Genomic DNA, 24,406 nt, shown 5'->3' on the forward strand with positions numbered 1-24,406 from the left:
AAGGCTTTCATAGTATAACTTAGGAGGTTCGCACAGTTGCAGAACGACATTCAGGAAGTATTGATCAGTGAAGAAGAAATTCAAAGTAAAGTCAAGGAATTAGGCGCAACACTAAGTGCCGAATATGCAGGTCGCAATCCTTTGGTCATTTGTGTGCTCAAGGGTGCGTTTATATTTATGGCTGATTTGGTTAAAAACATAACGGTACCTGTTGAAATGGATTTCATGGCAGTATCAAGTTATGGAGCATCCACCAAATCGTCAGGCGTTGTTAAGATCATCAAGGATCTCGACGTCTCGGTTGAAGGCCGTGAGGTTCTCATTGTCGAAGATATTATCGATAGTGGACTTACGCTCAGTTATTTAATTGAACTGCTTCAAAATCGCGGTGCCGAAACGGTGCGCGTGGTTACGCTTTTTGACAAACCTTCAGGCCGTAAGGTTGAGCTTGAAGCTCATTACACCGGCTTTGACATTCCTGACGCATTCATCGTCGGATATGGTTTGGATTATGCCGAGAAGTACCGAAATCTCCCTTACATCGGGATTTTGAAACCGGAAGTATACAGCAGTTAATAAGCATGCTAGTTCCAAGCCCAGTTCTGCTCGTGCCTTCTGTTGAGAAGCCATGTCGGGCTATGTTAAAATAATTAAAGTGTCTCGAGAGGAGGTAGGGGATGAATCGGTTCATCCGGAATTCTGGTTTTTATTTGATTCTTTTTTTAGTCGTGGTGGGCATAGTGCAGTTCGTCAGCAATGGCGGCGAAGCCACAGATAATCCTAGATATGATCAGTTGCGCACGGCGGTTAAGGCGAACAACATCTCGGAATTGACGGTTCAATTCGACGGTCAGTCTTTTCTTGTGACCGGTCAATATAGAGAGAAGCCTAGCGAAGCCAAATCAGAAAATTTCTCAACGTACATTCCTCCTACGGATGAAGCGATTAGTGAGCTTGTAGCGGCAAGTGAAGCTAATAATTTCAAGTTAAATCAGGAGCCAATGAGAGGTGACAGCATCTGGCTGACACTTCTGACATCCTTTATTCCTTTGATCATTATGTTCCTGCTGTTCTTCTTCCTGTTTAATCAGGCACAAGGCGGCGGCGGTAAAGTAATGAACTTTGGTAAAAGCCGTGCCCGTCTCTATAACGAAGAGAAGAAGCGGGTTACATTTGAAGACGTCGCAGGTGCGGATGAAGAGAAGCAGGAGCTTGTTGAGGTCGTTGACTTCCTCAAAGATCCTCGCAAATTCGCAGCTGTAGGTGCACGGATTCCTAAGGGCGTATTGCTCGTGGGGCCTCCGGGTACTGGTAAAACGTTGCTTGCTCGTGCCGTTGCAGGTGAAGCGGGTGTGCCGTTCTTCAGTATCTCGGGTTCTGACTTCGTCGAAATGTTTGTCGGTGTCGGTGCATCCCGTGTACGTGACTTGTTCGAAAATGCAAAGAAAAACGCCCCATGTATCATCTTTATTGACGAGATTGATGCTGTAGGTCGTCAGCGTGGAGCTGGCCTTGGCGGTGGTCACGATGAACGTGAACAAACGCTCAACCAGTTACTCGTTGAAATGGACGGATTCGGAGCCAACGAGGGTATTATCATCGTGGCTGCAACGAACCGTGCAGATATTCTGGACCCTGCCTTGCTGCGTCCGGGACGTTTTGACCGTCAAATTACGGTTGACCGCCCTGATGTAAAAGGTCGTGAAGCGGTACTGAAAGTACACTCCCGTAACAAACCACTCACAAAAGATGTGAAACTGGATATTATTGCGAAGCGTACAACAGGCTTCTCTGGTGCGGATCTCGAGAATCTCCTGAATGAAGCGGCATTGCTTGCGGCACGCCGTAACAGAAGAGATATTTCCATGCGTGAGGTAGACGAGGCGATCGACCGTGTCATCGTAGGTACGGAGAAGAAAAGCCGTGTCATCAGTGATCGCGAGAAACGAATTGTTGCTTATCACGAAGCAGGCCATACCATTGTAGGATACTTCCTGGAACATGCCGATATGGTACATAAAGTGACCATCATTCCGCGCGGACGTGCGGGTGGATATGTAATCATGTTGCCAAAAGAAGACCGTATGCTGGTTACCAAGCAAGAGCTCTTGGACAAAGTTACAGGGCTCCTCGGGGGCCGTGTGGCAGAAGAATTGTTCATTGGCGAAATTGGTACTGGTGCATACAGTGACTTCCAGCAAGCGACAGGTATTGTTCGCAGCATGGTTATGGAGTACGGTATGAGTGAGAAATTGGGACCTATGCAATTCGGAAGTTCACAAGGACAGGTATTCCTTGGACGGGATATTGGCCATGAACAGAATTACTCGGATTCCATCGCTTATGAGATCGATCAGGAAATGCAGCGCTTTATCAATGAATGTTACGAGAAATGTAAGGACTTGCTCGTAAAACATTCCAAAGAAATGCACTTGATCGCTCAAACGTTGCTTGAAGTGGAGACACTGGAAATGGATCAGATCAAACAATTGATCGAGACAGGTTCCTTGACTCCAAAACCGGAGAGCGATAATGATAACGAAGGTACGCCAAGTGAAGGCGGAGAACCAATCGTCGATAACATCGGTGATGTGCGTGTTCGCATTCAAGGCAAAGACGAAACACCTGAACCACCTGCCGGAGATATCCCTAACGATGCTCCGAATCTGGATAAAGGCAACAGTAATGATCCAGATGATGGTGGTACGAAGCCAACGTCTTAATTTCTAACAGAACCTGTTCTGAGAACAGATCAAAGAGAGCCGAGAGGCTCTCTTTTTTTTGTGCGTTTTGTTCAAATTGCAGAGATAATGATAACTGCGAGCTAGAGCGCGAACTACGCAGGAAACGGTTGATTAGGGTGTTGTTCTGTGCCCTTTTCATTTATTGACAGAGTCGTGAACGTTGTGTACATTAGGTGTTAAACCGCTTGTGATTCGTTTCTCAAGCGAAAATATCGACGCAGATAGTCACAGGAAACGGCGCATGGCGCTGTCCGTCAAAGGAGAGGATCACAGGTGGAAGCTCTGGCTTTAGAGCGCAAGGCTGAGATGAACCGGGAGCTGCGAGCGCGGCTGATGGAGTTGAAGAAGGAACGTAATGCTATTATTCTTGCTCATTATTACCAACGTGACGAAGTACAGGAAGTAGCCGATTTTCGTGGGGATTCATTTCTATTGGCACAGAAAGCCGCACAAACGGATGCGGATGTCATTGTATTCTGCGGGGTTCATTTTATGGGTGAAAGCGCTAAGATTTTGGCCCCGAACAAGACGGTTATTATTCCGGATGAACGTGCTGGATGCCCCATGGCAGACATGGTCAATGTTGAGGGCCTGCGTAAACTGAAAGCGCAGCATCCCAATGCAAAAGTAGTGACGTATATCAATTCCTCGGCTGAGATTAAGGCGGAGACCGACATCTGTTGTACATCGGCCAATGCAGTCCGGGTTATTCAATCTGTTGATTCTGATGAGATTATCTGGGTGCCGGATAAAAACCTCGGACATTATGTTCAGCAGCACACAGACAAAAAAATGATTATCTGGGAAGGGTATTGCAACACTCACGATATGCTGACTGTAAAAGATGTCGTTGAGATGAGAGCTAAATATCCAAATGCCGAGTTTGTCGTACACCCGGAATGTCGTCCAGAAGTCGTGGAGATGGGAGACTTTGTAGGCAGCACGACAGCCATTCTTGAATATTGTAAAAATTCTTCTGCTAAGGAGTTTATCGTGGGGACGGAAGATGGTACAGGATACCAGCTGCGACTGGATAGCCCGGATAAACAGTTTCATTTTGCCACCAAGTTCCTGGTGTGTCCAAACATGAAGGTCAACAACCTGAAGAAACTGGTTAAATGCCTGGAAACGATGAAGCCGGAAATTTACGTACCACCGGCCGTTGCCGACAAAGCCAGAGAATCGCTAGAGCGCATGTTACTGGTGAAGTAGCATGCGCTACTCTTGCTCCGAGACAGGTGAATAGGATGATACCGCAATATATAGTGGATTTTGATCTGTCCCAGCTGCCCATTGTGGAGACGGACGTACTAGTTATTGGTTCTGGCATTGCCGGATTATATACAGCCATCAGGGCAAGCAAACATAATCAGGTATTGATGATTACAAAGAAGTCGTTACTGGAGAGCAATACCCGCTATGCACAAGGTGGCATCGCTGCGGTAATCGCTGAAGATGATTCCCCTGCGTACCATCTACAGGATACACTTGTGGCTGGAGCGGGCCTGTGTCGCCGCGAGGCAGTGGAAGCATTGGTAAACGAAGGCCCGGATGGAGTACAGGAACTAATCCGTCTGGGCACATTGTTTGATGTGGAGAACGGCGAGCTGGCGTTGACGCAGGAGGGTGCGCACAGTCACCGCCGTATTTTGCATGCAAATGGTGATGCGACTGGATACGAGATCGTGAGGGCTCTCGCAGCTCAGGCAAGTGCACATTCAGGTATTGAAGTCTGGGATGAGCATTTTGTCATTGACTTGATCACGGATCACGGAGAATGTGTAGGGGCATTGGTTCAGAAGTCTGACGGTACAAAGGTGTTTGTAAAAGCGCGTGCTACGGTGCTCTGCTCCGGCGGGGCGGGGCAATTGTACCGCTATACAACCAACCCGGAGGTTGCCACAGCTGACGGTGTTGCCATGGCATATCGTGCAGGTGCAGTCATTCGCGATATGGAGTTCATTCAATTCCATCCGACATCCCTATGTTATCCGGGTGCTCCGCGCTTCTTGGTTTCTGAAGCGGTACGGGGCGAAGGAGCGTTTCTGCGAAATATCAAAGGTGAGCGTTTTATGGAACGTTATCATCCACAGCTTGAACTCGCTCCGCGCGATATTGTTGCACGAGCGATTGTTAGTGAGATGGAGATGACAAACAGTACATTTGTGTATCTGGATATTACTCATGAATCGGCTGAGTTAATCAAGCACCGATTCCCTACCATATATGAGACATGTATGCGGTACGGACTGGATATGACCACAGACTGGATTCCGGTTGCTCCTGCAGCACACTATATGATGGGCGGCGTCAAAACGGATTTGAACGGAGAGAGCAGCATTGGAAGGTTGTTTGCTTGTGGTGAAGTTTCCTCAACGGGAGTCCACGGAGCCAATCGTCTGGCGAGTAACTCATTGTCTGAAGCCATCGTATTTGGGCACAGAATTGTTGAACGCATTCAAACACTGCCACCGCTAAATTCAATACAAATTGATTCCCAATTGCCGCCGGATAGTGTTGGGAATAAAACATGGGAAGAGCAGCAGCCGATTTCGGAACGGCGTTTGCGTTTGCAAAAGATGATGGTTCGTCAGGTGGGTCTGAGACGTAACGGTGCCGGCTTACAGGGAGCCTTGGATAAACTGGAGAGTGAAATGGACATCTTCAATTATTTGCTGACACATAAGGAAGAGATGGAATACGCCAATCTGTTAACCTGTGCCTGGCTGGTCACCAGTGGGGCATTACATCGTCAGGAGAGTCGGGGTGCACATTACCGTGAGGATTTCCCGCTTCGTGATGATGCGGCTTGGCAGAAGCATAGTTTGCAGCAAAGAGAACAAGCGATTGTGGAGGAATTGATGTCATGATACTGAACGGATATAATGAAGGACTCATCGAATCCATCAAAAACTGGCTTCGCGAGGATGTGGGGGCAGGGGATGTCACTACGAGTGTGACGATTCCGGCAGGCCATCAATCGAAGGCAGTTATTCACGCCAAAGACCACGGGGTCATCGCAGGCATATCAGTAGCTGAACTGGTATTTCGGGTAGTAGACCCATCGCTCGTATTTAGACCGATGGTTCAAGATGGAGATGAGGTTACTAGGGGAACAACGCTGGCAGAGGTGGAAGGAAGCACCCACAGTCTGCTTACAGGTGAGCGTCTGGCGCTAAACCTGCTGCAGCGCATGTCGGGGATTGCAACGCGCACACGTTCATATGTTGATGCATTAGAGGGCCTCTCTACGCGATTGGTGGATACACGTAAAACAACCCCTGGACACCGCATGCTTGAAAAATATGCAGTACGGATCGGTGGAGGGGCGAATCACCGATTCGGATTGTACGATGCGGTTATGATTAAGGATAACCATATTAAAGGCGCAGGCGGCATCACAGAAGCGGTGAAGCGGGCAAGAGCTGTCATTCCTCATACGATGACTATTGAGGTGGAGACTGAGAATCTGACACAGGTGAATGAAGCCTTGCAGGCAGGTGCAGATATCATTATGCTGGACAATATGCATCCGGATCAGATGTGTGAGGCTGTTACGGTAATTCGTAAACAGGCTCCGCATGTGAAGGTGGAGGCATCAGGCAATGTTTCTCTGGAGACAATCCGTGGAATTGCCGAGAGTGGTGTGGATGTAATTTCGGTTGGAAGGTTAACCTATTCTTTCGAGAGCCTTGATATCAGCCTAGATTTAAACGAAAAGAAAGAGGGGTGAACCTCTTTGATTCTTGTTGTAGACGTGGGCAACAGTAATATTGTACTCGGCGTGTATCAAGGCCGGTCGTTGCTCCACCATTTTCGTCTGAGCACATCCCGTCAGTCCACAGTGGATGAATACGGCGTATTGATTTATAATTTATTTCATATGTCGGATATATCCACACGCGACATTGAAGGAGTCATCATCTCATCGGTGGTTCCTCCGCTTGTGCATGTGATGGAAACGATGTGTGAAAAATATGTTGGCAAAAAGCCAATGGTTGTGGGACCTGGTATTAAAACAGGCCTAAACCTAAGGTACGAGAACCCGCGTGAGGTAGGCGCAGATCGCATTGTCAATGCAGTGGCAGCCGTTGAGAGATACGGTGGTCCACTTGTGGTTGTTGATTTTGGTACTGCGACGACCTTCGACTGCATTGATGAGAAGGGCAACTACCTTGGTGGAGCCATTGTACCGGGCATTCATATTGCCACTGAAGCGCTCTATGAGCGGGCTTCCAAGCTGCCTCGCATCGAATTGGAGAAGCCCAAGAAGGTTATAGGACGCAATACGGTGCATGCCATGCAGGCTGGTATCATATATGGCTATGCTGGACAGGTCGACGGAATTGTTGATCGCATTCGTACAGAGATGGGTGTACAGCCCAAAGTTATTGCAACCGGGGGACTTGCACCGCTGATTGCAGAGGAAACACGCAGCATCGAGGAAGTTGATCCGCTGCTTACGCTGGAAGGGCTGCGTATCATTTATGAGCGGAACCGGGAAAGGTAAGGAAAGAGACGGCATGCAGCGGGCTGATTTTACAGTCTTACGTATTGTGCCGTTTTTTCTGTAAATTGAACGGGTTTATAAGTTGAACGAATATCACATTCAATTTATATATCGTGTATCAGAGATACTATAGTATACGCCAAAGGAGGCTGAATGACTTGGAAAACAACAAACAGGACCGCTTGATTCGCGGTACAGCAATGGAAGGACGGGTTAGAGCCTTTGCTGTCCAAACAACAGAGTTGGTTGAGGAATTGCGCAGAAGACATGATACGTTTCCCACGGCTACAGCTGCCATGGGGCGTACGGTAACCACTGCAGCCATCATGGGTGCAATGCTTAAAGGTGAAGAGAAGCTAACCATTCAGGTCAAGGGAGACGGTCCCATTGGGCAGATTGTTGCCGATGCGAATGCTAAAGGGGAAGTTCGTGGCTATGTGTCGAATCCGCATGTGCATTTACCAAGCAACAGTATGGGTAAGCTTGACGTTAGAGGAGTTGTGGGCACAGAAGGCTTTGTGAACGTAACAAAGGACCTAGGCCTGAAGGAACCTTATCGTGGCAGTGTACCGATTGTTTCGGGAGAGCTGGGCGAAGACTTCACATACTATTTTGCCAAATCGGAGCAGACACCTTCTGCTGTAGGCGTTGGCGTACTTGTAGATACCGACAATTCGGTCATTGTTTCCGGCGGATTCATTATACAGCTGCTGCCAGGGCTGACCGACGATGAAATCACCGTAATTGAAAATGCCATCAGTACGTTACCTGCTGTGACAACGCTGCTGGAGCAAGGGCTTGAACTGGAAGAATTGCTGAAGCGTGTACTGCCGGATGTACAGGTTATGGATGGAATGGATATTCACTTCCGCTGTCAATGCTCCCGGGAACGGGTCGAAAAAACGTTGATCAGTCTGGGTCAGCATGAAATGGAGCAACTGATCGAAGAAGAAGGCAAAGCAGAAGTGGTGTGCCAGTTCTGCAATGAAGCTTATGATTTCAATAAAGAACAACTCGAGACCATTCTAGAACAAGCCAAGAACTGATATAAGCGGGGACGGGACGCGGAATGACGAGACGGGAAAAAGGGCTGTGGACAGCTGTAATTGTCCTGACGCTCGGCATGCTGGTGATGGGGACGGTAATGGTTGTCCAGGGTATGAGATCAGGTCGGGATGATGGAGATGCACCCCATGATACAGGTCAGGAGGAAGGAAACGCCATTGCCACAATTAACGGAGAGGTCATTACGGACAAGGAATGGACCGATGCGCTGAAACGGCGTTATGGGAGCGATATGCTCCTTCAGATGCTGAACCGCAAAGCGGTTTATGCGGAGGCGGTTGATCGGAACCTGACAGTCACTCCAAAGGAAATAGCGAAGGAACTATCTGTTGCGATGGATGGCTATGATTCGGAGCAGGCATACTTTGACGAGATGAAGTCCCAGCTTGGCCTGACGAGACAAGAGCTTGAGCTGGAAGCTGGTTATCGGCTGTTATTGGAGAAAATCGCTACGAGCGGCATTCAGGTCAAGGATGTAGACATTGATCATTACTGGGACGAGCATCGCGAGGACTTCATCTCTCCCGAGAAATACGATCTGTCCATGATTATGGTGGAAGATGAAGAGCAAGCCGATTCGTTACTGGATGATTTGGAGCAGGGTGCAGACTTCGAAGATATGGCAAAAGCTGAATCAACAGACAGCTTCACCCGTGACGCTGGAGGGCGGCTTGGCTGGATTGAACAGAATGATCCGTTTCAGCCGGAAGACGTCATGAACCTGGCTGAACAATTGGATGTTGGCGATATTGCTGGGCCAGTACAGGTCGAAGATGGATATGCCATTATCAAATTAAACGATAAGCAGGATGCCCAGGTTCAATCCGCAGAAGAGGTACGTGAAGATATCCGGATGCAGCTGGCTCTGAGCCAGGCTGATCCACTTCCCAAGGTGGAAGAGAGGCTGCGCAACAAATATGAAGCCGTGATTATCGCTGAAATTCCCGCTTCCTGATTTTCACCGATCGATGGATAATTATTTGGGATGCTGCACCGTGATAAAAAATACTCTGTCTACGGGCTTAGGGCCCAGGACAGAGTATTTTTTTGAGTACTCATATTGACAATGGCGTGTAACGTTGATAAGATAAAAATAATAAATACCTACTCGTTTACTCGGATTAAAAGCGATATTTAACCCTAAGAAACCTTCGGAAACCTCATATCCATTCCATGGATAGGCATTTGGGCCAGATGGAGTAAGGGATTTCCGCAGTTCTTCTATAACATCAAGAGGCTGCTCCGGCCGCACAATACAAGCAACAGGACTTAAGTATTATTCATCCCACTAAGGAGGGCATTCATATGGCTAAAGTTGTTAATAACGTAACAGAACTCATCGGAGGTACTCCGCTTGTTCGTCTCAACCGTATCGTACCTGAAGGCAGTGCTGAAGTATTCGTGAAACTTGAGTATCAGAACCCGGGTTCGAGCGTTAAGGACCGTATTGCGATCAGCATCGTGGAAGAAGCGGAAAAAGAAGGCAAGCTGAAACCAGGTGATACCATCATTGAAGCAACTAGCGGTAACACAGGAATCGGTCTTGCAATGGTAGCTGCAGCCAAAGGCTACAAGTCTGTCATTGTTATGCCTGAAACGATGAGCTTGGAGCGTCGTAACTTGCTTCGTGCCTATGGTTCTGAGCTGGTGCTCACACCAGGATCCGAGGGAATGAACGGTGCTGTCAAAAAAGCGGAAGAATTGCTTAAGGAAAACCCAACGTACTTCATGGCTGAGCAATTTAAGAATAAAGCAAACGTAAAAATCCACCGTGAAACAACAGGTCCGGAGATCGTTGAAGCGATTCAATCTGTTGGTGGTACATTGGATGCCTTTGTTGCAGGGATTGGTACCGGCGGAACAATTACAGGTACAGGCGAAGTGTTGAAAGAAGCCTTCCCTTCGATTAAAATCGTTGCTGTAGAGCCAGCCGCGTCTCCAATTTTGGCAGGCGGCAAGCCGGGTCCTCACAAAATTCAAGGAATCGGTGCGAACTTCATTCCTGAAATTCTGGATCAGGAAATCTATGACGAGATCATTCACATTGAGAATGATGATGCGTTCGAAACGGCCCGTCAAGTTGCGAAGGAAGAGGGCATTCTGTCCGGTATTTCTTCCGGTGCAGCGATTCGTGCAGGTCTGCAAGTAGCCAAACAGCTGGGTGCAGGCAAACGTGTTGTTGTTATCGTGCCAAGTAACGGAGAGCGTTACCTCAGCACACCACTATACAACTTCGAAGCTTAATCGTAAGCATAATGATATGAATCCTCCGTACCCACATGCTGGGTATGGGGGATTTTTTGCTGAATGCTTTTAAAAGATGCGGCGCTTTAGTATACTATCAGACAATAGAACTAGCGACAGATGGAGGGCGGCTAACCGCAATGACACACCTGATGACAACATATGCCGACTGGACAGAGTGGGCCAGACAAGGATGGACCATGATGCCGTACATGATCAAGTCGGATGAGGGACCGGTTCATGGCGGTTTACCGTTAACATGGGAAGCAGCTTGGCACCAGGCTTCGCCCTATTCCATGGTGCTGGAGAACGGGAAGGGCGGAAGATATACATTTCTGGGATTGCACCCGGTATCCGTTATTTCAGGCAAGGGACATGAAGCGGTCATCTATGATCTGAAAAATGGATTGACGTCCACAGATACGGGTAAGCCGCTGGACGTGTTAAAAAGGTGGTCAGCTCCGTACAGTGCCCCTAAAGTGAGTGAGGCTCCTGATTTTGGTGGGGGGAGTGCAGGTTACCTCAGCTATGACGTAGCCAGATCACTGGAGAAGCTGCCAACGCTCGCTGAAGACAATCCCGCTTTGCCGGATTACTGGTGGATGCGTTTTGAAGAGCTTTGGGCCTATGACCACGAACAAGAGGCACTGTATTGTATGGTCCATCTGCCGCTAAGAGCTGAACCGGACGAGGCACACCTTCAAGTCTTGTATGCAGAAGCTGAAGAGCGAGCTGAAGCCATGCGGCAGCGGTGGCTGCATATTGTGGGCTATGCTCAGGCAGAGGAGCAGCAGCAAGCATTGGAACATCGCAGCAGGCACATGCATCTGGCGCAGAAGCAGGAAGAGGCGGACAGGGAAACGGAAGGATGGCATACATCATTTCCCCAACAAGATTTCGAACAGGCTGTACGCACCGTACAGGAATATATCCGGCAGGGTGATGTGTTCCAAGTAAACCTTTCGCTGAGGCAGGAAAAGCAAATCCAATCCACTGCCGAGCATATATACGAATGGCTGCGTCTTGTGAATCCATCGCCGTATATGGGAATGCTTCGCAGTCCGGACTTTCAACTGGTGAGTGGTTCACCGGAGCTTCTTGTCAAAGTGGATAACGGCAAGGTAAGTGCACGCCCGATTGCGGGCACCCGGAGAAGAGGTCGTGATGCAGCCGAGGATGAAGCCATGGCCGCTGAGCTGGTGAACAGTGAGAAGGAACGGGCCGAGCATATTATGCTGGTTGACCTGGAGCGCAATGATATTGGGCGCATTGCAGCCTATGGGTCGGTTCATGTACCCGAACTGATGACCATCGAGAAGTATTCGCATGTTATGCATCTGGTTTCCCAAGTGGAGGGGAGGCTTGCCGATGGTTTATCCGTTTTCGATGTCATTGCAGCCACTTTCCCTGGTGGGACGATTACCGGGGCTCCCAAAGTACGGACCATGCAAATTATTGAGGAGCTTGAGCCTGTGCGGAGAGGCCCCTATACAGGATCCATTGGGTGGATGGACTACAGTGGGAATATGGAGCTGAACATCGTCATCCGAACACTTGCCATCAAGGATGGAGTGGGCTATGTTCAAGCGGGCGCAGGCATTGTTATTGACTCCGACCCGTATCGGGAATACAAGGAGTGCCGGAATAAGGCGAGAGCCATGATGAGGGCCGTGAACTACAGTGAGCAAGCGGAATCAGTCAAACTAAACTAATCGAAGCAGCCGTCATTACATGACGGAAGAAGAGGAGGAACAAGAATATGATACTGGTTATCGACAATTACGACTCCTTCACATATAACCTGGTTCAATATCTGGGTGAGCTGGGAGAAACGGTGGAGGTTCGCCGGAATGATGAGATTGACTTGGCAGGCATTGAGACATTGGCACCTGATCATATTTTGATCTCTCCTGGACCTTGTACCCCAAATGAAGCAGGCATCAGTCTGGCTGTCATCGATCATTTCAAGGGTAGTATTCCGATCTTTGGCGTTTGTCTGGGACACCAAGCCATTGGACAGGCTTTTGGAGGCAACGTTATTCGTGCAGATCGCATGATGCATGGCAAAACCTCAGAAATGCATCATCATGGAACGTCTGTCTTTGCCGGACTGCCTTCCCCGTTTACGGCAACCCGCTATCACTCCCTTATTGTAGAGCGCAGCAGTTTGCCGGATTGCCTGGAGATCACAGCCGAGACGGCAGAAGGTGAAATTATGGGGCTGCGTCATAAGGAGTTTGCCATTGAGGGCGTTCAGTTCCATCCTGAATCGATCATTACCGATCATGGGCATCAGATGCTGCGTAACTTTCTGTCCCAGAAGGTGAAGGTATAGGAATGCAGTACGCCGCGATAAACGGAAATGTGGTTCATATGGCGGCAGCCGTGGTTCCGGTAACGGATCACGGCTTTTTGTACGGACTGGGCTTGTTCGAGACTTTTCGGACTTATCAGGGCGTCCCCTTCTTGCTGGAACGCCATCTGGAACGAATGGCCGCAGGTTGTGCGGAGCTTGGAATTCCATTTACTACGACAGTTGAGGAACTGAAGGACTGGATCGATCGTCTGCTGCAGGCAAACGGGCTTCGAGATGCGTACGTACGATACACGGTTTCAGCAGGTGAAGCTGCGCTAGGATTGCCCTCCGGGGATTATGAACGCCCCAATCATATTGTATTTGCAAAAGCATTGCCTGAGCCCTCTCCATCCTTATACGAGAAGGGCAAAATGCTTCAGTGCTTATCGACGGTTCGCAACACACCTGAAGGGAATATACGATTCAAATCACTGCATTACATGAACAGCATCCTGGCCAAACGGGAATTGAATGGATACGGTAAGCCTGCTCAAGGGGCGGAAGGCCTGCAGCTGACCCGGGAAGGCCATGTGGCGGAAGGCATTGTCAGCAATGTATTCTGGGTGAGGCAGGGTGTTCTCCATACACCGTCCATCGAGACAGGGGTTTTACCAGGCATCACTCGGGCAGCAGTTCTGGAACTTGCAGCTGATATGGGATTAGCGAGCGCCGAGGGCTTGTACACCTGGAATGAGCTGCAGGAAGCAGATGAGATATTTCTGACAGGATCGGTAGCAGAGCTCGTGCCGGTTACGACTTTACGAGGACAGAACGGAAAAGAAACGATAATCAGTAACGGACATATCGGCCCGGTTACAGCAGCACTTCTGGGTATGTACCGTCAGAAAGCGGGGTATACTTCATGACACTCACACCAGTCATTTACGAACGGAACTATTCATGGGGGCCAGCTGAACTCAAGCTTGGTACACGGACACAGATCATGGGTATCCTTAACGTTACGCCGGATTCCTTCTCCGATGGCGGACGCTACAATCAGGTAGACCTGGCAGTTGCCCATGCGATACAGATGATGGAGGATGGAGCAGATCTGATTGATATCGGAGGCGAATCGACACGCCCAGGGTCGGAGACCGTCAGTGCCGAGGAAGAACTCAGCCGAATCATACCTGTGATCGAAGCATTGAAGCTTCAGGCACCGCATATTCCGGTATCCGTGGATACCTATAAGGCGGAAGTTGCAAGGCAGGCTATCCTAGCCGGTGCTCACATCATTAATGATGTATGGGGAGCCAAGGCAGACCCGGATATGGCCCGCACGGCTGCAGATCTGGGATGTCCAATCATTTTAATGCACAATAGACCCGAGCGGGATTACACAAGTTATCTGGATGATGTGGTTCAAGATTTGCAGGAGAGCATCCAAATTGCCTTGAATGCCGGCGTGCATCCGGATCAGATTATTCTCGACCCTGGTATTGGCTTCGTGAAGGATATTACGGAGAATCTGACTCTGATGTCCTCCCTTGGGCTTCTTAATGAGTTGGGGTATCCGGTTCTTCTGGCTACTTCACGCAAGCGATTCATCCAGAACACCCTTCAAGTGCAGGCAAATGACGCAGTAGAAGGGACGGCAGCAACGGTTGCATTCGGCATCGCCCAAGGCTGCCAGATGGTTCGGGTTCATGATGTGAAGCCGATTCGTAGGACGGCGGATATGTGTGATGCCATGTTGTATGCCTCTCCGGGTCTGCGGAGGAAATAACCTAGCGGGTCCGATTGACCCGCTCTAGGAGCGCAGCGTTTTGCACGAGGTAATGAACGAGTAGTAATACACAATCTCAATAATAATAGAAAGCGGGCGAATCTTATGGATAGAATGGTGCTGCATCGGATGGAATATTACGGATATCATGGTGTTTTTGCAGAAGAGCGGAAGCTCGGACAACGCTACTACATAGATCTGGAATTGGATATGGATCTTGGGGAAGCTGGGCGTACAGATGATCTGACCAAGACCGTTAATTATGCCGAAATTCATGAGCTTGTGAAACATATTGTTGAAAACAAATCATTCCAGTTAATTGAAGCTTTGGGCGAACATATTGCATCTTCGTTACTGGACACTTATACTATTATCAATGCGTTGACAGTTAAGGTGACGAAGCCGCATCCACCGTTTGATATTCATTTTGAGGGCGTAACGGTAGAGCTTCGCCGCACAAGAAAGTGAGAACCGATCATGACTGCACATTCGACCTCTGAACATTCAGAGGCTTATATTGCTTTAGGGGCCAATTTGGGTGACCGGGAACAGACGCTGCTTGAAGCGCTGACGTTACTCGATGCACACCCTGATATAGAAGTCCTTCGTTGTTCATCGCTATATGAGACAGAGCCTGTAGGTTATGTGGATCAGCCTTCATTTTTGAATATGGCTGCTGCAGTACAGACGCGTCTTACTCCCGAGCAGCTCCTGACCGAATTGCTGGATGTCGAGAATCGGCTTGGGCGAGTTCGCGATATTCGCTGGGGTCCTCGAACAGTAGATCTCGATTTGCTCTGGATGAATGGGCAGAGTCGGGATACCGAATTGCTTCAATTACCACATCCGCGGATGGGCGAACGGGCATTTGTGCTTGTTCCATTGTCAGATATCGTACCTGAAGGCGAGCTTTCAGGCTTGTATACCTATGTACACTCATCGTTGTCTGTACTTGATGGAAAGGATGGAATACAGCTTTGGAAAACGTGCAACTGGCGAGCCGCATCCGGGCCTTTCGGAAGCTGAAAGGTTTAACACAACAGGAACTTGCAGCTGGTACTGGCATATCGCTTGCTATTCTGGGAACGATTGAACGGGGGAACCGCAAGGTATCCGAACAGGAGCTGGAGCGCATTGCGAGCGTGCTGAACATCAGCGTTGAAGAAATGCAGGGTAAATAGAGTTCATTCACTATATAGTCGCTCATGAGTATATAAATTGTTTTATGAAGACACATATCGTTAATCGTTGATTGTATATAGCACACCAGGACCGGGATTCATATAAGAATCCGCGGTATTCAGAAGGAGAGAAACACAGAAATGCTGAAAATCGGTGGCATTGAAATGAAAAACCAGGTCGTACTTGCGCCGATGGCTGGCGTGTGTAATCCGGCTTTTCGCCTGATTGCAAAGGAATTCGGGACAGGGCTTGTATGTGCGGAAATGGTAAGTGGCAAAGCCATCGTGCATGGCAACAAGCGTACACGTGAGATGCTGTTTGTAGATGAGCGGGAGAAACCGCTGAGCCTGCAGATTTTTGGTGGAGACCGTGAAGCGCTTGTAGAGGCAGCCAAGATTGTAGACAAAGAAACCAACGCGGATATCATCGACATCAACATGGGATGCCCTGTGCCAAAAGTAACGAACTGTGATGCAGGAGCGCGCTGGTTGCTTGATCCGAACAAAATCTATGATATGGTATCCGCTGTTGTGGACGCAGTCGAGAAGCCTGTGACCGTCAAGATGCGTATCGGCTGGGATAACGAGCACATTTTCGTCGTTGAAAATGCACTCGCGGTAGAACGTGCTGGAGGTCAGGCGGTAAGTGTGCATGGCCGTACACGAGAGCAGCTCTATACAGGTACAGCTGACTGGTCCCATATCAAAAATGTAAAAGAGGCAGTCTCCATTCCGGTGATCGGAAACGGTGATGTATCTTCTCCTGAAGATGCACGCCGCATGCTGGACGAAACGGGCTGTGATGGGGTCATGATCGGCCGAGCTGCACTGGGTAATCCCTGGATGCTGTATCGTACTATTCAATACCTGAGTTCCGGCGAATTGCTCCCTGATCCGGGTGCAGAAGAGAAAATCCGTGTTGCCATTCTCCATATGGATCGTCTGATTGCTTTGAAGAATGAGGCCGTAGCGGTTAAGGAGATGCGTAAACATCTGGCTTGGTACCTGAAAGGATTGAAAGGCTCTGCACGCATCAAGGACGTTATTATGGAAGGAACTAAACGTGATCAGATGGTACAGATTTTGGAGAACTTTGTAGGCCAGATTCAAAATGAAGAGCACGTTGATGCGGAATCAGCAGTAGCCGAAAATGCATCCTGATCCTGTCCTGTAAAACGTTTACAGATATAAGGGGCGTAACATTGACTTTTCGAGACCGTTCCCCTATAATTTCACAGTATAAATTCGCCATGTGCGTTATAAGGCTAGTGCATCAGGAGGAACGTTCTGTTTCTCTGGAGAACTTCATATAGTTTTGAAGATATATGCGGTCGGAGCTCTGTATTCAGCATTGGTTCCGTTCCCGTGCAATCAAATTATTCCCATGACAGGAGAATCGGTTGAGATGAGCGATAAGGAAGTTATCCTTACACAAGAGGGACTCAAGAAGCTGGAAGAAGAACTGGAAACACTGAAATCGGTTAAGCGCCGCGAAGTGGCTGAACGGATCAAAGTAGCCATCGGGTATGGCGATATCAGTGAAAACTCCGAATACGAAGATGCGAAGAATGAGCAAGCCTTCATTGAAGGTCGTATCATCACTCTGGAGAAAATGCTTCGGAATGCGCGGATCATCAACAGCGATGAAATTGATACCGATGCGGTAAGCGTAGGTGCAACCGTAACTGTAGAAGATCTGGAATTCGGAGATATTACAGAGTACACCATTGTAGGTACCGCGGAATCCAATCCGCTTCAGAACAAAATATCGAACGAAAGCCCTGTTGGAAAAGCCATTTTGGGCAAGAAAAAAGGCACCGTTGTTGACGTAAGCGTACCAGCTGGCGTAATTCAATATAAAATTGTAGATATTAAGAAGCAATAGTTAGTATTGTAATGAAGCAGTCGGGCACTGAGACAAAAGCTTCCTTAGGGAAGCTTTTTTCAACATTTGAGGAAGAATACATCTGAGGATGTCTGCAATGTAAATAAGGAGATGAATATAGATCATGACGGATGAAGTCTTGAATCAGGAAACCGAACTTAGCGAGCTTTTGCAAATTCGCCGCGACAAATTGGACGAGCTCCGCAAATTGGGAATCGACCCTTTTGGCCAAAAATACGTACGTACCGAAGAAGCCGGTTCTATTCTGAAGAAGTATGAAACACTGACCAAGGAAGAGCTGGAAGAGAAGCAGATCGTAGTCAGTATTGCCGGACGGATTATGGCGAAGCGGGGAATGGGTAAGGCAAGCTTTGCGCATATTCAGGACCTGAGCGGCAGAATCCAGATCTATGTTCGTCAGGATACGGTAGCTGAGGACAAGTTTGCGGCTTTCAGCCTGCTGGACCTCGGTGATATCGTTGGAGTTAGCGGTGTAGTCTTCAAGACCAAAACTGGTGAAACTTCAGTTAAAGTAAAAGATTTGGAGGTACTGTCCAAGTCGCTGTACCCGCTTCCGGATAAATATCATGGTCTCACTGATGTAGAGTTGCGTTATCGTCAGCGCTATGTGGACTTGATCATGAATCCGGAAGTACAACAGACCTTTATTACACGTTCCAAAATCATTCAGTCGATGCGCCGCTACCTGGACTCCCTTGGCTATCTTGAAGTGGAAACTCCTACACTGCACAGCATCGCTGGTGGTGCGGCTGCACGTCCGTTCATTACGCATCATAATGCGCTCGACATGGAGCTGTACATGCGTATTGCAATTGAGCTTCACTTGAAACGTCTGATTGTAGGCGGACTCGAAAAAGTGTATGAAATCGGCCGTGTCTATCGGAATGAAGGGATGTCGACTCGTCACAACCCTGAATTCACGATGATTGAGCTGTATGAGGCTTATGCCGACTATAAAGATATCATGCAATTGACCGAAAATCTGGTTGCTCATATTGCGCAGGAAGTGCTTGGAACACAAGTGATCCAATATGCTGACTACCAAGTAGATCTTACTCCGCAATGGCGCCGTGTAACGATGGTAGATGCGGTTAAGGAAGTCGTTGGTGTGGACTTCTCCGTGCAAATGACAGATGAAGAAGCTCACCAGCTGGCCAAAGAGCACAAGGTTCCGGTAGAGCCGCATATGACGTTTGGCCACATTTTGAATGCATTCTTTGAACAGTTTGTTGAAGAAACACTAATTCAGCCAACGTTTATTATGGGACACCCGGTTGAGATTTCTCCGCTGGCGAAGAAAAGTGATGCAGATCCGCGTTTCACAGACCGCTTCGAGCTGTTTATCGTTGGACGTGAGCACGCGAATGCCTTCACCGAGTTGAATGATCCAATTGATCAGCGTCAACGCTTTGAAGCACAACTGCTGGAGAAAGAACACGGGAATGATGAAGCACACGAAATGGATGACGACTTCATTCGTGCACTCGAATACGGAATGCCGCCAACAGGCGGATTGGGTATCGGGATTGATCGTCTGATCATGTTGCTCACCAATTCACCGTCCATTCGTGACGTACTGCTCTTCCCTCACATGCGTCCACGTACGCAAGAATAATAAGGAACGTATTACACGTTCATAATAGAAGAGGAACCTGCCATTCAGTATCATGCTGGGGCAAGTTCCTCTTTAGGTTTACATAGGACGCTTTCCAAGGCTCCTTGGTTCGTTTTGATCTGATTACAGATTGTATTATGTTAAAAGAGGTGCCCTTCATGAAATTCAGGCTTCACATTGCCAAATTTCTGTCACCCCCGCTTATTTTGGTTGGCGGTTTCCTACTGATTATCTCTATTGGTACCATTCTGCTGATGCTGCCTATTTCAAACCGAAGCGGTGAGCATCTGGCGTTCATTGATGCGTTATTTACGGCGACTTCAGCAGCTTGTGTGACCGGACTTGTCGTTGTGGATGTAGGAACGACGTTTAATCTGTTTGGACAGATTGTCATCATGGTACTCATGCAGCTTGGCGGACTCGGCTTCATGACCATTGCAACGCTGTTTGCACTTGTCCTGGGTAAACGGATATCCCTCAAAGACAGACTGCTTCTGAAAGAGGCCATTAATGCAGACAGCATGGAAGGTATTGTGCGCATTATCCGTAAGGTACTGATTTTTTCCTTTACGATTGAGGGTGTGGCTGCTGTGATCCTGGCTTTGCGCTGGGCAGCCGAAATGCCTCTGGGACAAGCAGCCTACTATGGGATATTTCACTCGGTTTCCCTGTTTAATAACGGTGGATTTGACCTGTTTGGCAACAGCTTTCAGCATTATACCGGGGACCTGTTGTTTAACCTGACTGCATCTGTGCTCGTTATATCTGGTGGACTCGGTTTTGTGGTTCTAAATGACCTGTTTGAGTTTCATAAACGTCGTCGTTTGTCGCTTCAGTCGAAGCTGGTACTTTCCGTGTCTGGTGCGCTGATTGGTATTGGAGCCCTTGTGGTGTTTATCTTTGAATTCACTAATGGACATACACTTGCTTCGCTGACCTGGCCCGAGAAGATCTATGCTTCTATCTTCCAGTCTGTGTCTACAAGATCGTCTGGAACAAGCTCGATTGATATAACGGAGATGAGACAGGCGACTCAGTTTTTCTTCATACTGCTCATGTTTATTGGAGCTTCACCGGGTTCAACCGGTGGCGGAATCAAGACAACGACGTTCCTGATTATGATTGGAGCGGTATATGCCATGATCCGCGGCAATAAGGATATTGTGTTTTTCCGTTCTCGTGTTCCCAAAGAACTGCTCATGAGGGCATTGACCATCATTATGGTCTCGTTAATCATCTTCATGATTGTGGTCATGCTCCTGCTTACAACCGAAGATGCCCCATTCCTGCCACTGATGTTTGAAGCTGCTTCTGCGATAGGTACGGTGGGTCTGTCCGTAGGGGTGACTCATGAATTAACGGATATAGGAAAATTGATTATCTGTTTTACGATGTTTGTTGGCCGGATCGGACCATTAACCATTGCGTATGCGCTTCGTCCGCGTAAAGAGAAGAAGTTGTACCGTCATCCGGAAGGCCGGATTATTATCGGATAGAGAAAAACCGTCAGACAGCGGTCTACCTCCTGCAATAACAGGAAGCGGACTCGAAACGTCTGGCGGTTTTTTTGTTTTGGGGGCATGTCTTCTGTTGTTCAAGGTTTCGTTAAGTCTAGTTGTAATAAAACAGTACCAAGCTTTTATTCTTCTGCACGACACAATGCTGCAAGATGTAGTGAAAGAGCATTTTCCATAATTTCAGAGGTCATCTGATCGGGTCTGAGTACGGCGTGAATGGACAGTCCGTCCACCAGGGCATAGAGACGCTCTATCTCCAGTTCTTCATTGAGGTTAGCTCGTGAGAGATTAAGTTTAACAATGTACGTGATGACAGTAGCCACGGCTTGTCTGATTTCATCATAAACCTTGTCAGCGAGTGCTTTGAGAGCCGGATCAGTTTTAGACTTGGCTGTAAAAGCAAACCACACCTCCATTTCGGCCATTTTTTCGTCCGTGTTCGGCATGAATTCGAGCAGTAGAAGTTTCATATTCTCCATAGGAGAACCGTTGAACGACATCTGCTTAATTCGATTTGATACCCTTTCGGATACCAGATTCATTGCATATAGGAGTAATTCGGATTGAGTTGAGAAATAGTGACGCATTGAACCGGCAGATATTCCTGCTTCTTCAGCAATATTTCGGACAGATGCTTGCTCCATGCCATCTCTGCGTATGATGCGCCAAGCTGCTTCAGCAACAAGGAGTCGCTGTTTGTCATGATCTACTATTTTAGGCATATGTGAATTATAACACTGTTGCTTAATATAATACAAACGTGTTAAATTGTATTTAGCACAATTGTGTTATAAAGGGAGGGGTTATCGTGATTGCCTATTTCATAATAGGATGTGAAATTGCCTTTTGGATTTTCGTTGCTGCCGGACTATCTGTAAGATACCTGCTAGGTATGAAGCGTCTGGGTGTTGGTTTACTGATGACGACACCTGTTATCGATTTATTGTTATTAGTGGCTACGGTTATGGATCTGCAAAGAGGGGCTACAGCGAGTACGGTGCATGGCATCGCAGCCATATATATAGGTGTCAGTATTGCTTTTGGTCATCAGATGATTGCATGGGCAGATCGATACTTTCTATTTTGGTTTAGAGGTGGAGAGAAACCACGCAGCAGGAAAGCATACGGAAGCGAGCATGCAAGTCAGGAACGGCATGGATGGTTTCGACATCTGGCTGCCTACATCATAGGGAGTTCTTTCTTATTGATTATGATCTGGTGGATTGGTGATCCTGCCCGTACTGAAGCATTCGTGAACATCGTAAGAGTGTGGGGAGTTATATTGGTCATCGACTTCATAATCAGTTTCAGTTATACCCTTTGGCCCAGAAAGGTGCCTATGAAGAAAGTGGAATAGAGAATATTTCAATTATTCAGAACGTCCGTATCACCAGATGGACATGTGCTCATTGAGACCGTTTGTACATGTCCATTACAGCCCTACATCCAATCAGGTAATAAAACATAGTATCGGAAGTGATTATGATCTTGTTATTGAAGTGTATGTAGTAAATAAAATTTTTTTAGAAAAAGTACTTGCATAAAAAATCTGTACATGGTATATTCTAATTCCGGCCAAGAAAACACGAGAAACACGGTGCGGTAAGCAAACTGAAAAGCTTCGAAAGAAACTTAAAAAAAGTGCTTGCCAAATTGGTTTGGATGTGATAAGATATAAAAGTTGCTGAAGAGAACAACACTCGGACGCAAACGACGTTTGATCTTTGAAAACTGAACAACGAGTGAGTAATCATCCTGCTTGCAGGATGAACGTGAAGGTTTTTGGTACATGTCATCTGACTGTATGAAAACTGGAACAACAATGAGATTTTTAATCTCGTCAGATTCAAAATGAGCTAATCGCTCTTTTCAATACTTTATTGGAGAGTTTGATCCTGGCTCAGGACGAACGCTGGCGGCATGCCTAATACATGCAAGTCGAGCGGACTTGATGAGAAGCTTGCTTCTCTGATGGTTAGCGGCGGACGGGTGAGTAACACGTAGGCAACCTGCCCTCAAGCTTGGGACAACTACCGGAAACGGTAGCTAATACCGAATATGTGCTTTCTTCGCCTGAAGGGAGCTGGAAAGACGGAGCAATCTGTCACTTGAGGATGGGCCTGCGGCGCATTAGCTAGTTGGTGAGGTAACGGCTCACCAAGGCGACGATGCGTAGCCGACCTGAGAGGGTGATCGGCCACACTGGGACTGAGACACGGCCCAGACTCCTACGGGAGGCAGCAGTAGGGAATCTTCCGCAATGGGCGAAAGCCTGACGGAGCAATGCCGCGTGAGTGATGAAGGTTTTCGGATCGTAAAGCTCTGTTGCCAGGGAAGAACGTCCTTGAGAGTAACTGCTCAAGGAGTGACGGTACCTGAGAAGAAAGCCCCGGCTAACTACGTGCCAGCAGCCGCGGTAATACGTAGGGGGCAAGCGTTGTCCGGAATTATTGGGCGTAAAGCGCGCGCAGGCGGTCATTTAAGTCTGGTGTTTAATCCCGGGGCTCAACCCCGGATCGCACTGGAAACTGGGTGACTTGAGTGCAGAAGAGGAGAGTGGAATTCCACGTGTAGCGGTGAAATGCGTAGAGATGTGGAGGAACACCAGTGGCGAAGGCGACTCTCTGGGCTGTAACTGACGCTGAGGCGCGAAAGCGTGGGGAGCAAACAGGATTAGATACCCTGGTAGTCCACGCCGTAAACGATGAATGCTAGGTGTTAGGGGTTTCGATACCCTTGGTGCCGAAGTTAACACATTAAGCATTCCGCCTGGGGAGTACGGTCGCAAGACTGAAACTCAAAGGAATTGACGGGGACCCGCACAAGCAGTGGAGTATGTGGTTTAATTCGAAGCAACGCGAAGAACCTTACCAGGTCTTGACATCTGAATGACCGGTGCAGAGATGTACCTTTCCTTCGGGACATTCAAGACAGGTGGTGCATGGTTGTCGTCAGCTCGTGTCGTGAGATGTTGGGTTAAGTCCCGCAACGAGCGCAACCCTTGATCTTAGTTGCCAGCATTTCGGATGGGCACTCTAAGGTGACTGCCGGTGACAAACCGGAGGAAGGTGGGGATGACGTCAAATCATCATGCCCCTTATGACCTGGGCTACACACGTACTACAATGGCCGGTACAACGGGCAGTGAAGCCGCGAGGTGGAACGAATCCTAAAAAGCCGGTCTCAGTTCGGATTGCAGGCTGCAACTCGCCTGCATGAAGTCGGAATTGCTAGTAATCGCGGATCAGCATGCCGCGGTGAATACGTTCCCGGGTCTTGTACACACCGCCCGTCACACCACGAGAGTTTATAACACCCGAAGTCGGTGGGGTAACCGCAAGGAGCCAGCCGCCGAAGGTGGGATAGATGATTGGGGTGAAGTCGTAACAAGGTAGCCGTATCGGAAGGTGCGGCTGGATCACCTCCTTTCTATGGAGAATCGTCTTCTGTAATGAAGACATTCAAATCTAAAATCTAGCCAGGTCGGCTAGTTACTCACTCGTTGCTCAGTTTTGAGAGCTCAAACTCTCAAACAGCTTGCT

The 24,406-nt window shown here is 48.2% G+C and carries 22 protein-coding genes and 1 rRNA gene; 22 read left to right on the forward strand and 1 reads right to left on the reverse strand.

Annotated elements, in window-relative coordinates:
* The first annotated feature begins 36 nt into the window (after positions 1 to 36).
* From hpt to AC3RCI_RS00390, 20 genes are all read left to right on the forward strand, one after another.
* Positions 37 to 576 carry a hypoxanthine phosphoribosyltransferase gene (gene hpt / locus AC3RCI_RS00295; protein ID WP_127540872.1) on the forward strand — a complete coding sequence of 180 codons (540 nt, stop codon included), beginning with the start codon at positions 37 to 39 and terminating at the stop codon, positions 574 to 576.
* 101 nt (positions 577 to 677) lie between these two features.
* A complete protein-coding gene (gene ftsH / locus AC3RCI_RS00300) occupies positions 678 to 2,723 on the forward strand; it encodes an ATP-dependent zinc metalloprotease FtsH (protein WP_127540874.1) in 2,046 nt (681 codons plus the stop codon).
* Between the two features lie 294 nt (positions 2,724 to 3,017).
* Positions 3,018 to 3,956, forward strand: a complete 939-nt coding sequence (gene nadA, locus AC3RCI_RS00305; RefSeq protein ID WP_095362242.1) for a quinolinate synthase NadA — start codon at positions 3,018 to 3,020, stop codon at positions 3,954 to 3,956.
* A 35-nt stretch (positions 3,957 to 3,991) separates the two neighbouring features.
* Positions 3,992 to 5,614 carry an L-aspartate oxidase gene (gene nadB / locus AC3RCI_RS00310; RefSeq protein ID WP_154896918.1) on the forward strand — a complete coding sequence of 541 codons (1,623 nt, stop codon included), beginning with the start codon at positions 3,992 to 3,994 and terminating at the stop codon, positions 5,612 to 5,614.
* Positions 5,611 to 6,477, forward strand: a complete 867-nt coding sequence (gene nadC, locus AC3RCI_RS00315) for a carboxylating nicotinate-nucleotide diphosphorylase (RefSeq protein WP_492527271.1) — start codon at positions 5,611 to 5,613, stop codon at positions 6,475 to 6,477. Before nadB ends, nadC begins: the two co-directional genes overlap by 4 nt.
* Positions 6,478 to 6,483: 6 nt before the next feature.
* Entirely contained in the window at positions 6,484 to 7,254 is a 771-nt protein-coding gene (locus tag AC3RCI_RS00320; protein ID WP_336784344.1) for a type III pantothenate kinase, read from the forward strand.
* A gap of 158 nt (positions 7,255 to 7,412) precedes the next feature.
* Positions 7,413 to 8,300 carry an Hsp33 family molecular chaperone HslO gene (gene hslO / locus AC3RCI_RS00325; RefSeq protein WP_336784343.1) on the forward strand — a complete coding sequence of 296 codons (888 nt, stop codon included), beginning with the start codon at positions 7,413 to 7,415 and terminating at the stop codon, positions 8,298 to 8,300.
* Between the two features lie 23 nt (positions 8,301 to 8,323).
* Positions 8,324 to 9,274, forward strand: a complete 951-nt coding sequence (locus AC3RCI_RS00330; protein WP_492527272.1) for a peptidyl-prolyl cis-trans isomerase — start codon at positions 8,324 to 8,326, stop codon at positions 9,272 to 9,274.
* 350 nt (positions 9,275 to 9,624) lie between these two features.
* A complete protein-coding gene (cysK, locus tag AC3RCI_RS00335) occupies positions 9,625 to 10,563 on the forward strand; it encodes a cysteine synthase A (protein ID WP_095293377.1) in 939 nt (312 codons plus the stop codon).
* Positions 10,564 to 10,703: 140 nt separating this feature from the next.
* Positions 10,704 to 12,275 carry an anthranilate synthase component I family protein gene (locus tag AC3RCI_RS00340; protein WP_492527273.1) on the forward strand — a complete coding sequence of 524 codons (1,572 nt, stop codon included), beginning with the start codon at positions 10,704 to 10,706 and terminating at the stop codon, positions 12,273 to 12,275.
* A 47-nt stretch (positions 12,276 to 12,322) separates the two neighbouring features.
* Positions 12,323 to 12,898 (forward strand): aminodeoxychorismate/anthranilate synthase component II, encoded by a 576-nt coding sequence (pabA, locus tag AC3RCI_RS00345; RefSeq protein WP_492474048.1) that lies wholly within the window; start codon positions 12,323 to 12,325, stop codon positions 12,896 to 12,898.
* Positions 12,899 to 12,900: 2 nt separating this feature from the next.
* The gene (locus AC3RCI_RS00350) at positions 12,901 to 13,785 is read left to right on the forward strand and encodes an aminotransferase class IV (RefSeq protein ID WP_492527274.1); all 885 of its coding nucleotides are present in this window, start codon (positions 12,901 to 12,903) and stop codon (positions 13,783 to 13,785) included.
* Complete coding sequence (folP, locus tag AC3RCI_RS00355; RefSeq protein WP_492527275.1) at positions 13,782 to 14,645, forward strand: dihydropteroate synthase; 864 nt, start codon at positions 13,782 to 13,784, stop codon at positions 14,643 to 14,645. Before AC3RCI_RS00350 ends, folP begins: the two co-directional genes overlap by 4 nt.
* Before the next feature lie 105 nt (positions 14,646 to 14,750).
* Positions 14,751 to 15,113: a dihydroneopterin aldolase gene (gene folB / locus AC3RCI_RS00360; RefSeq protein WP_095362233.1), complete on the forward strand. Its 363-nt coding sequence runs from the start codon at positions 14,751 to 14,753 to the stop codon at positions 15,111 to 15,113.
* 9 nt (positions 15,114 to 15,122) lie between these two features.
* On the forward strand, positions 15,123 to 15,671 hold the full coding sequence (folK, locus tag AC3RCI_RS00365) for a 2-amino-4-hydroxy-6-hydroxymethyldihydropteridine diphosphokinase (protein ID WP_336784336.1): 549 nt from the start codon (positions 15,123 to 15,125) through the stop codon (positions 15,669 to 15,671).
* Positions 15,623 to 15,826: a helix-turn-helix domain-containing protein gene (locus AC3RCI_RS00370; RefSeq protein ID WP_095293384.1), complete on the forward strand. Its 204-nt coding sequence runs from the start codon at positions 15,623 to 15,625 to the stop codon at positions 15,824 to 15,826. The genes folK and AC3RCI_RS00370 overlap by 49 nt, the downstream gene beginning before the upstream one ends.
* A gap of 141 nt (positions 15,827 to 15,967) precedes the next feature.
* On the forward strand, positions 15,968 to 16,987 hold the full coding sequence (gene dusB / locus AC3RCI_RS00375; RefSeq protein ID WP_110756297.1) for a tRNA dihydrouridine synthase DusB: 1,020 nt from the start codon (positions 15,968 to 15,970) through the stop codon (positions 16,985 to 16,987).
* 244 nt (positions 16,988 to 17,231) lie between these two features.
* Positions 17,232 to 17,711 carry a transcription elongation factor GreA gene (greA, locus tag AC3RCI_RS00380; protein WP_095293395.1) on the forward strand — a complete coding sequence of 160 codons (480 nt, stop codon included), beginning with the start codon at positions 17,232 to 17,234 and terminating at the stop codon, positions 17,709 to 17,711.
* A gap of 124 nt (positions 17,712 to 17,835) precedes the next feature.
* Positions 17,836 to 19,347, forward strand: a complete 1,512-nt coding sequence (lysS, locus tag AC3RCI_RS00385; RefSeq protein WP_127540895.1) for a lysine--tRNA ligase — start codon at positions 17,836 to 17,838, stop codon at positions 19,345 to 19,347.
* A 158-nt stretch (positions 19,348 to 19,505) separates the two neighbouring features.
* Positions 19,506 to 20,843, forward strand: coding sequence for a TrkH family potassium uptake protein (locus AC3RCI_RS00390; protein WP_336784335.1), 1,338 nt, complete (start codon positions 19,506 to 19,508; stop codon positions 20,841 to 20,843).
* A 143-nt stretch (positions 20,844 to 20,986) separates the two neighbouring features.
* Here AC3RCI_RS00390 and AC3RCI_RS00395 read toward each other — a convergent pair whose 3' ends face one another.
* The gene (locus AC3RCI_RS00395; protein ID WP_154896908.1) at positions 20,987 to 21,586 is read right to left on the reverse strand and encodes a TetR family transcriptional regulator C-terminal domain-containing protein; all 600 of its coding nucleotides are present in this window, start codon (positions 21,584 to 21,586) and stop codon (positions 20,987 to 20,989) included.
* Positions 21,587 to 21,672: 86 nt separating this feature from the next.
* Between AC3RCI_RS00395 and AC3RCI_RS00400 the strand changes: the two genes are divergently transcribed.
* Both AC3RCI_RS00400 and AC3RCI_RS00405 read left to right on the forward strand, forming a co-directional pair.
* Positions 21,673 to 22,221, forward strand: coding sequence for a 2TM domain-containing protein (locus tag AC3RCI_RS00400; RefSeq protein WP_492527276.1), 549 nt, complete (start codon positions 21,673 to 21,675; stop codon positions 22,219 to 22,221).
* A 520-nt stretch (positions 22,222 to 22,741) separates the two neighbouring features.
* Positions 22,742 to 24,293 (forward strand): 16S ribosomal RNA (locus AC3RCI_RS00405).
* Positions 24,294 to 24,406 lie beyond the last annotated feature (113 nt).

This window comes from Paenibacillus sp. MT124 (assembly GCF_058792755.1).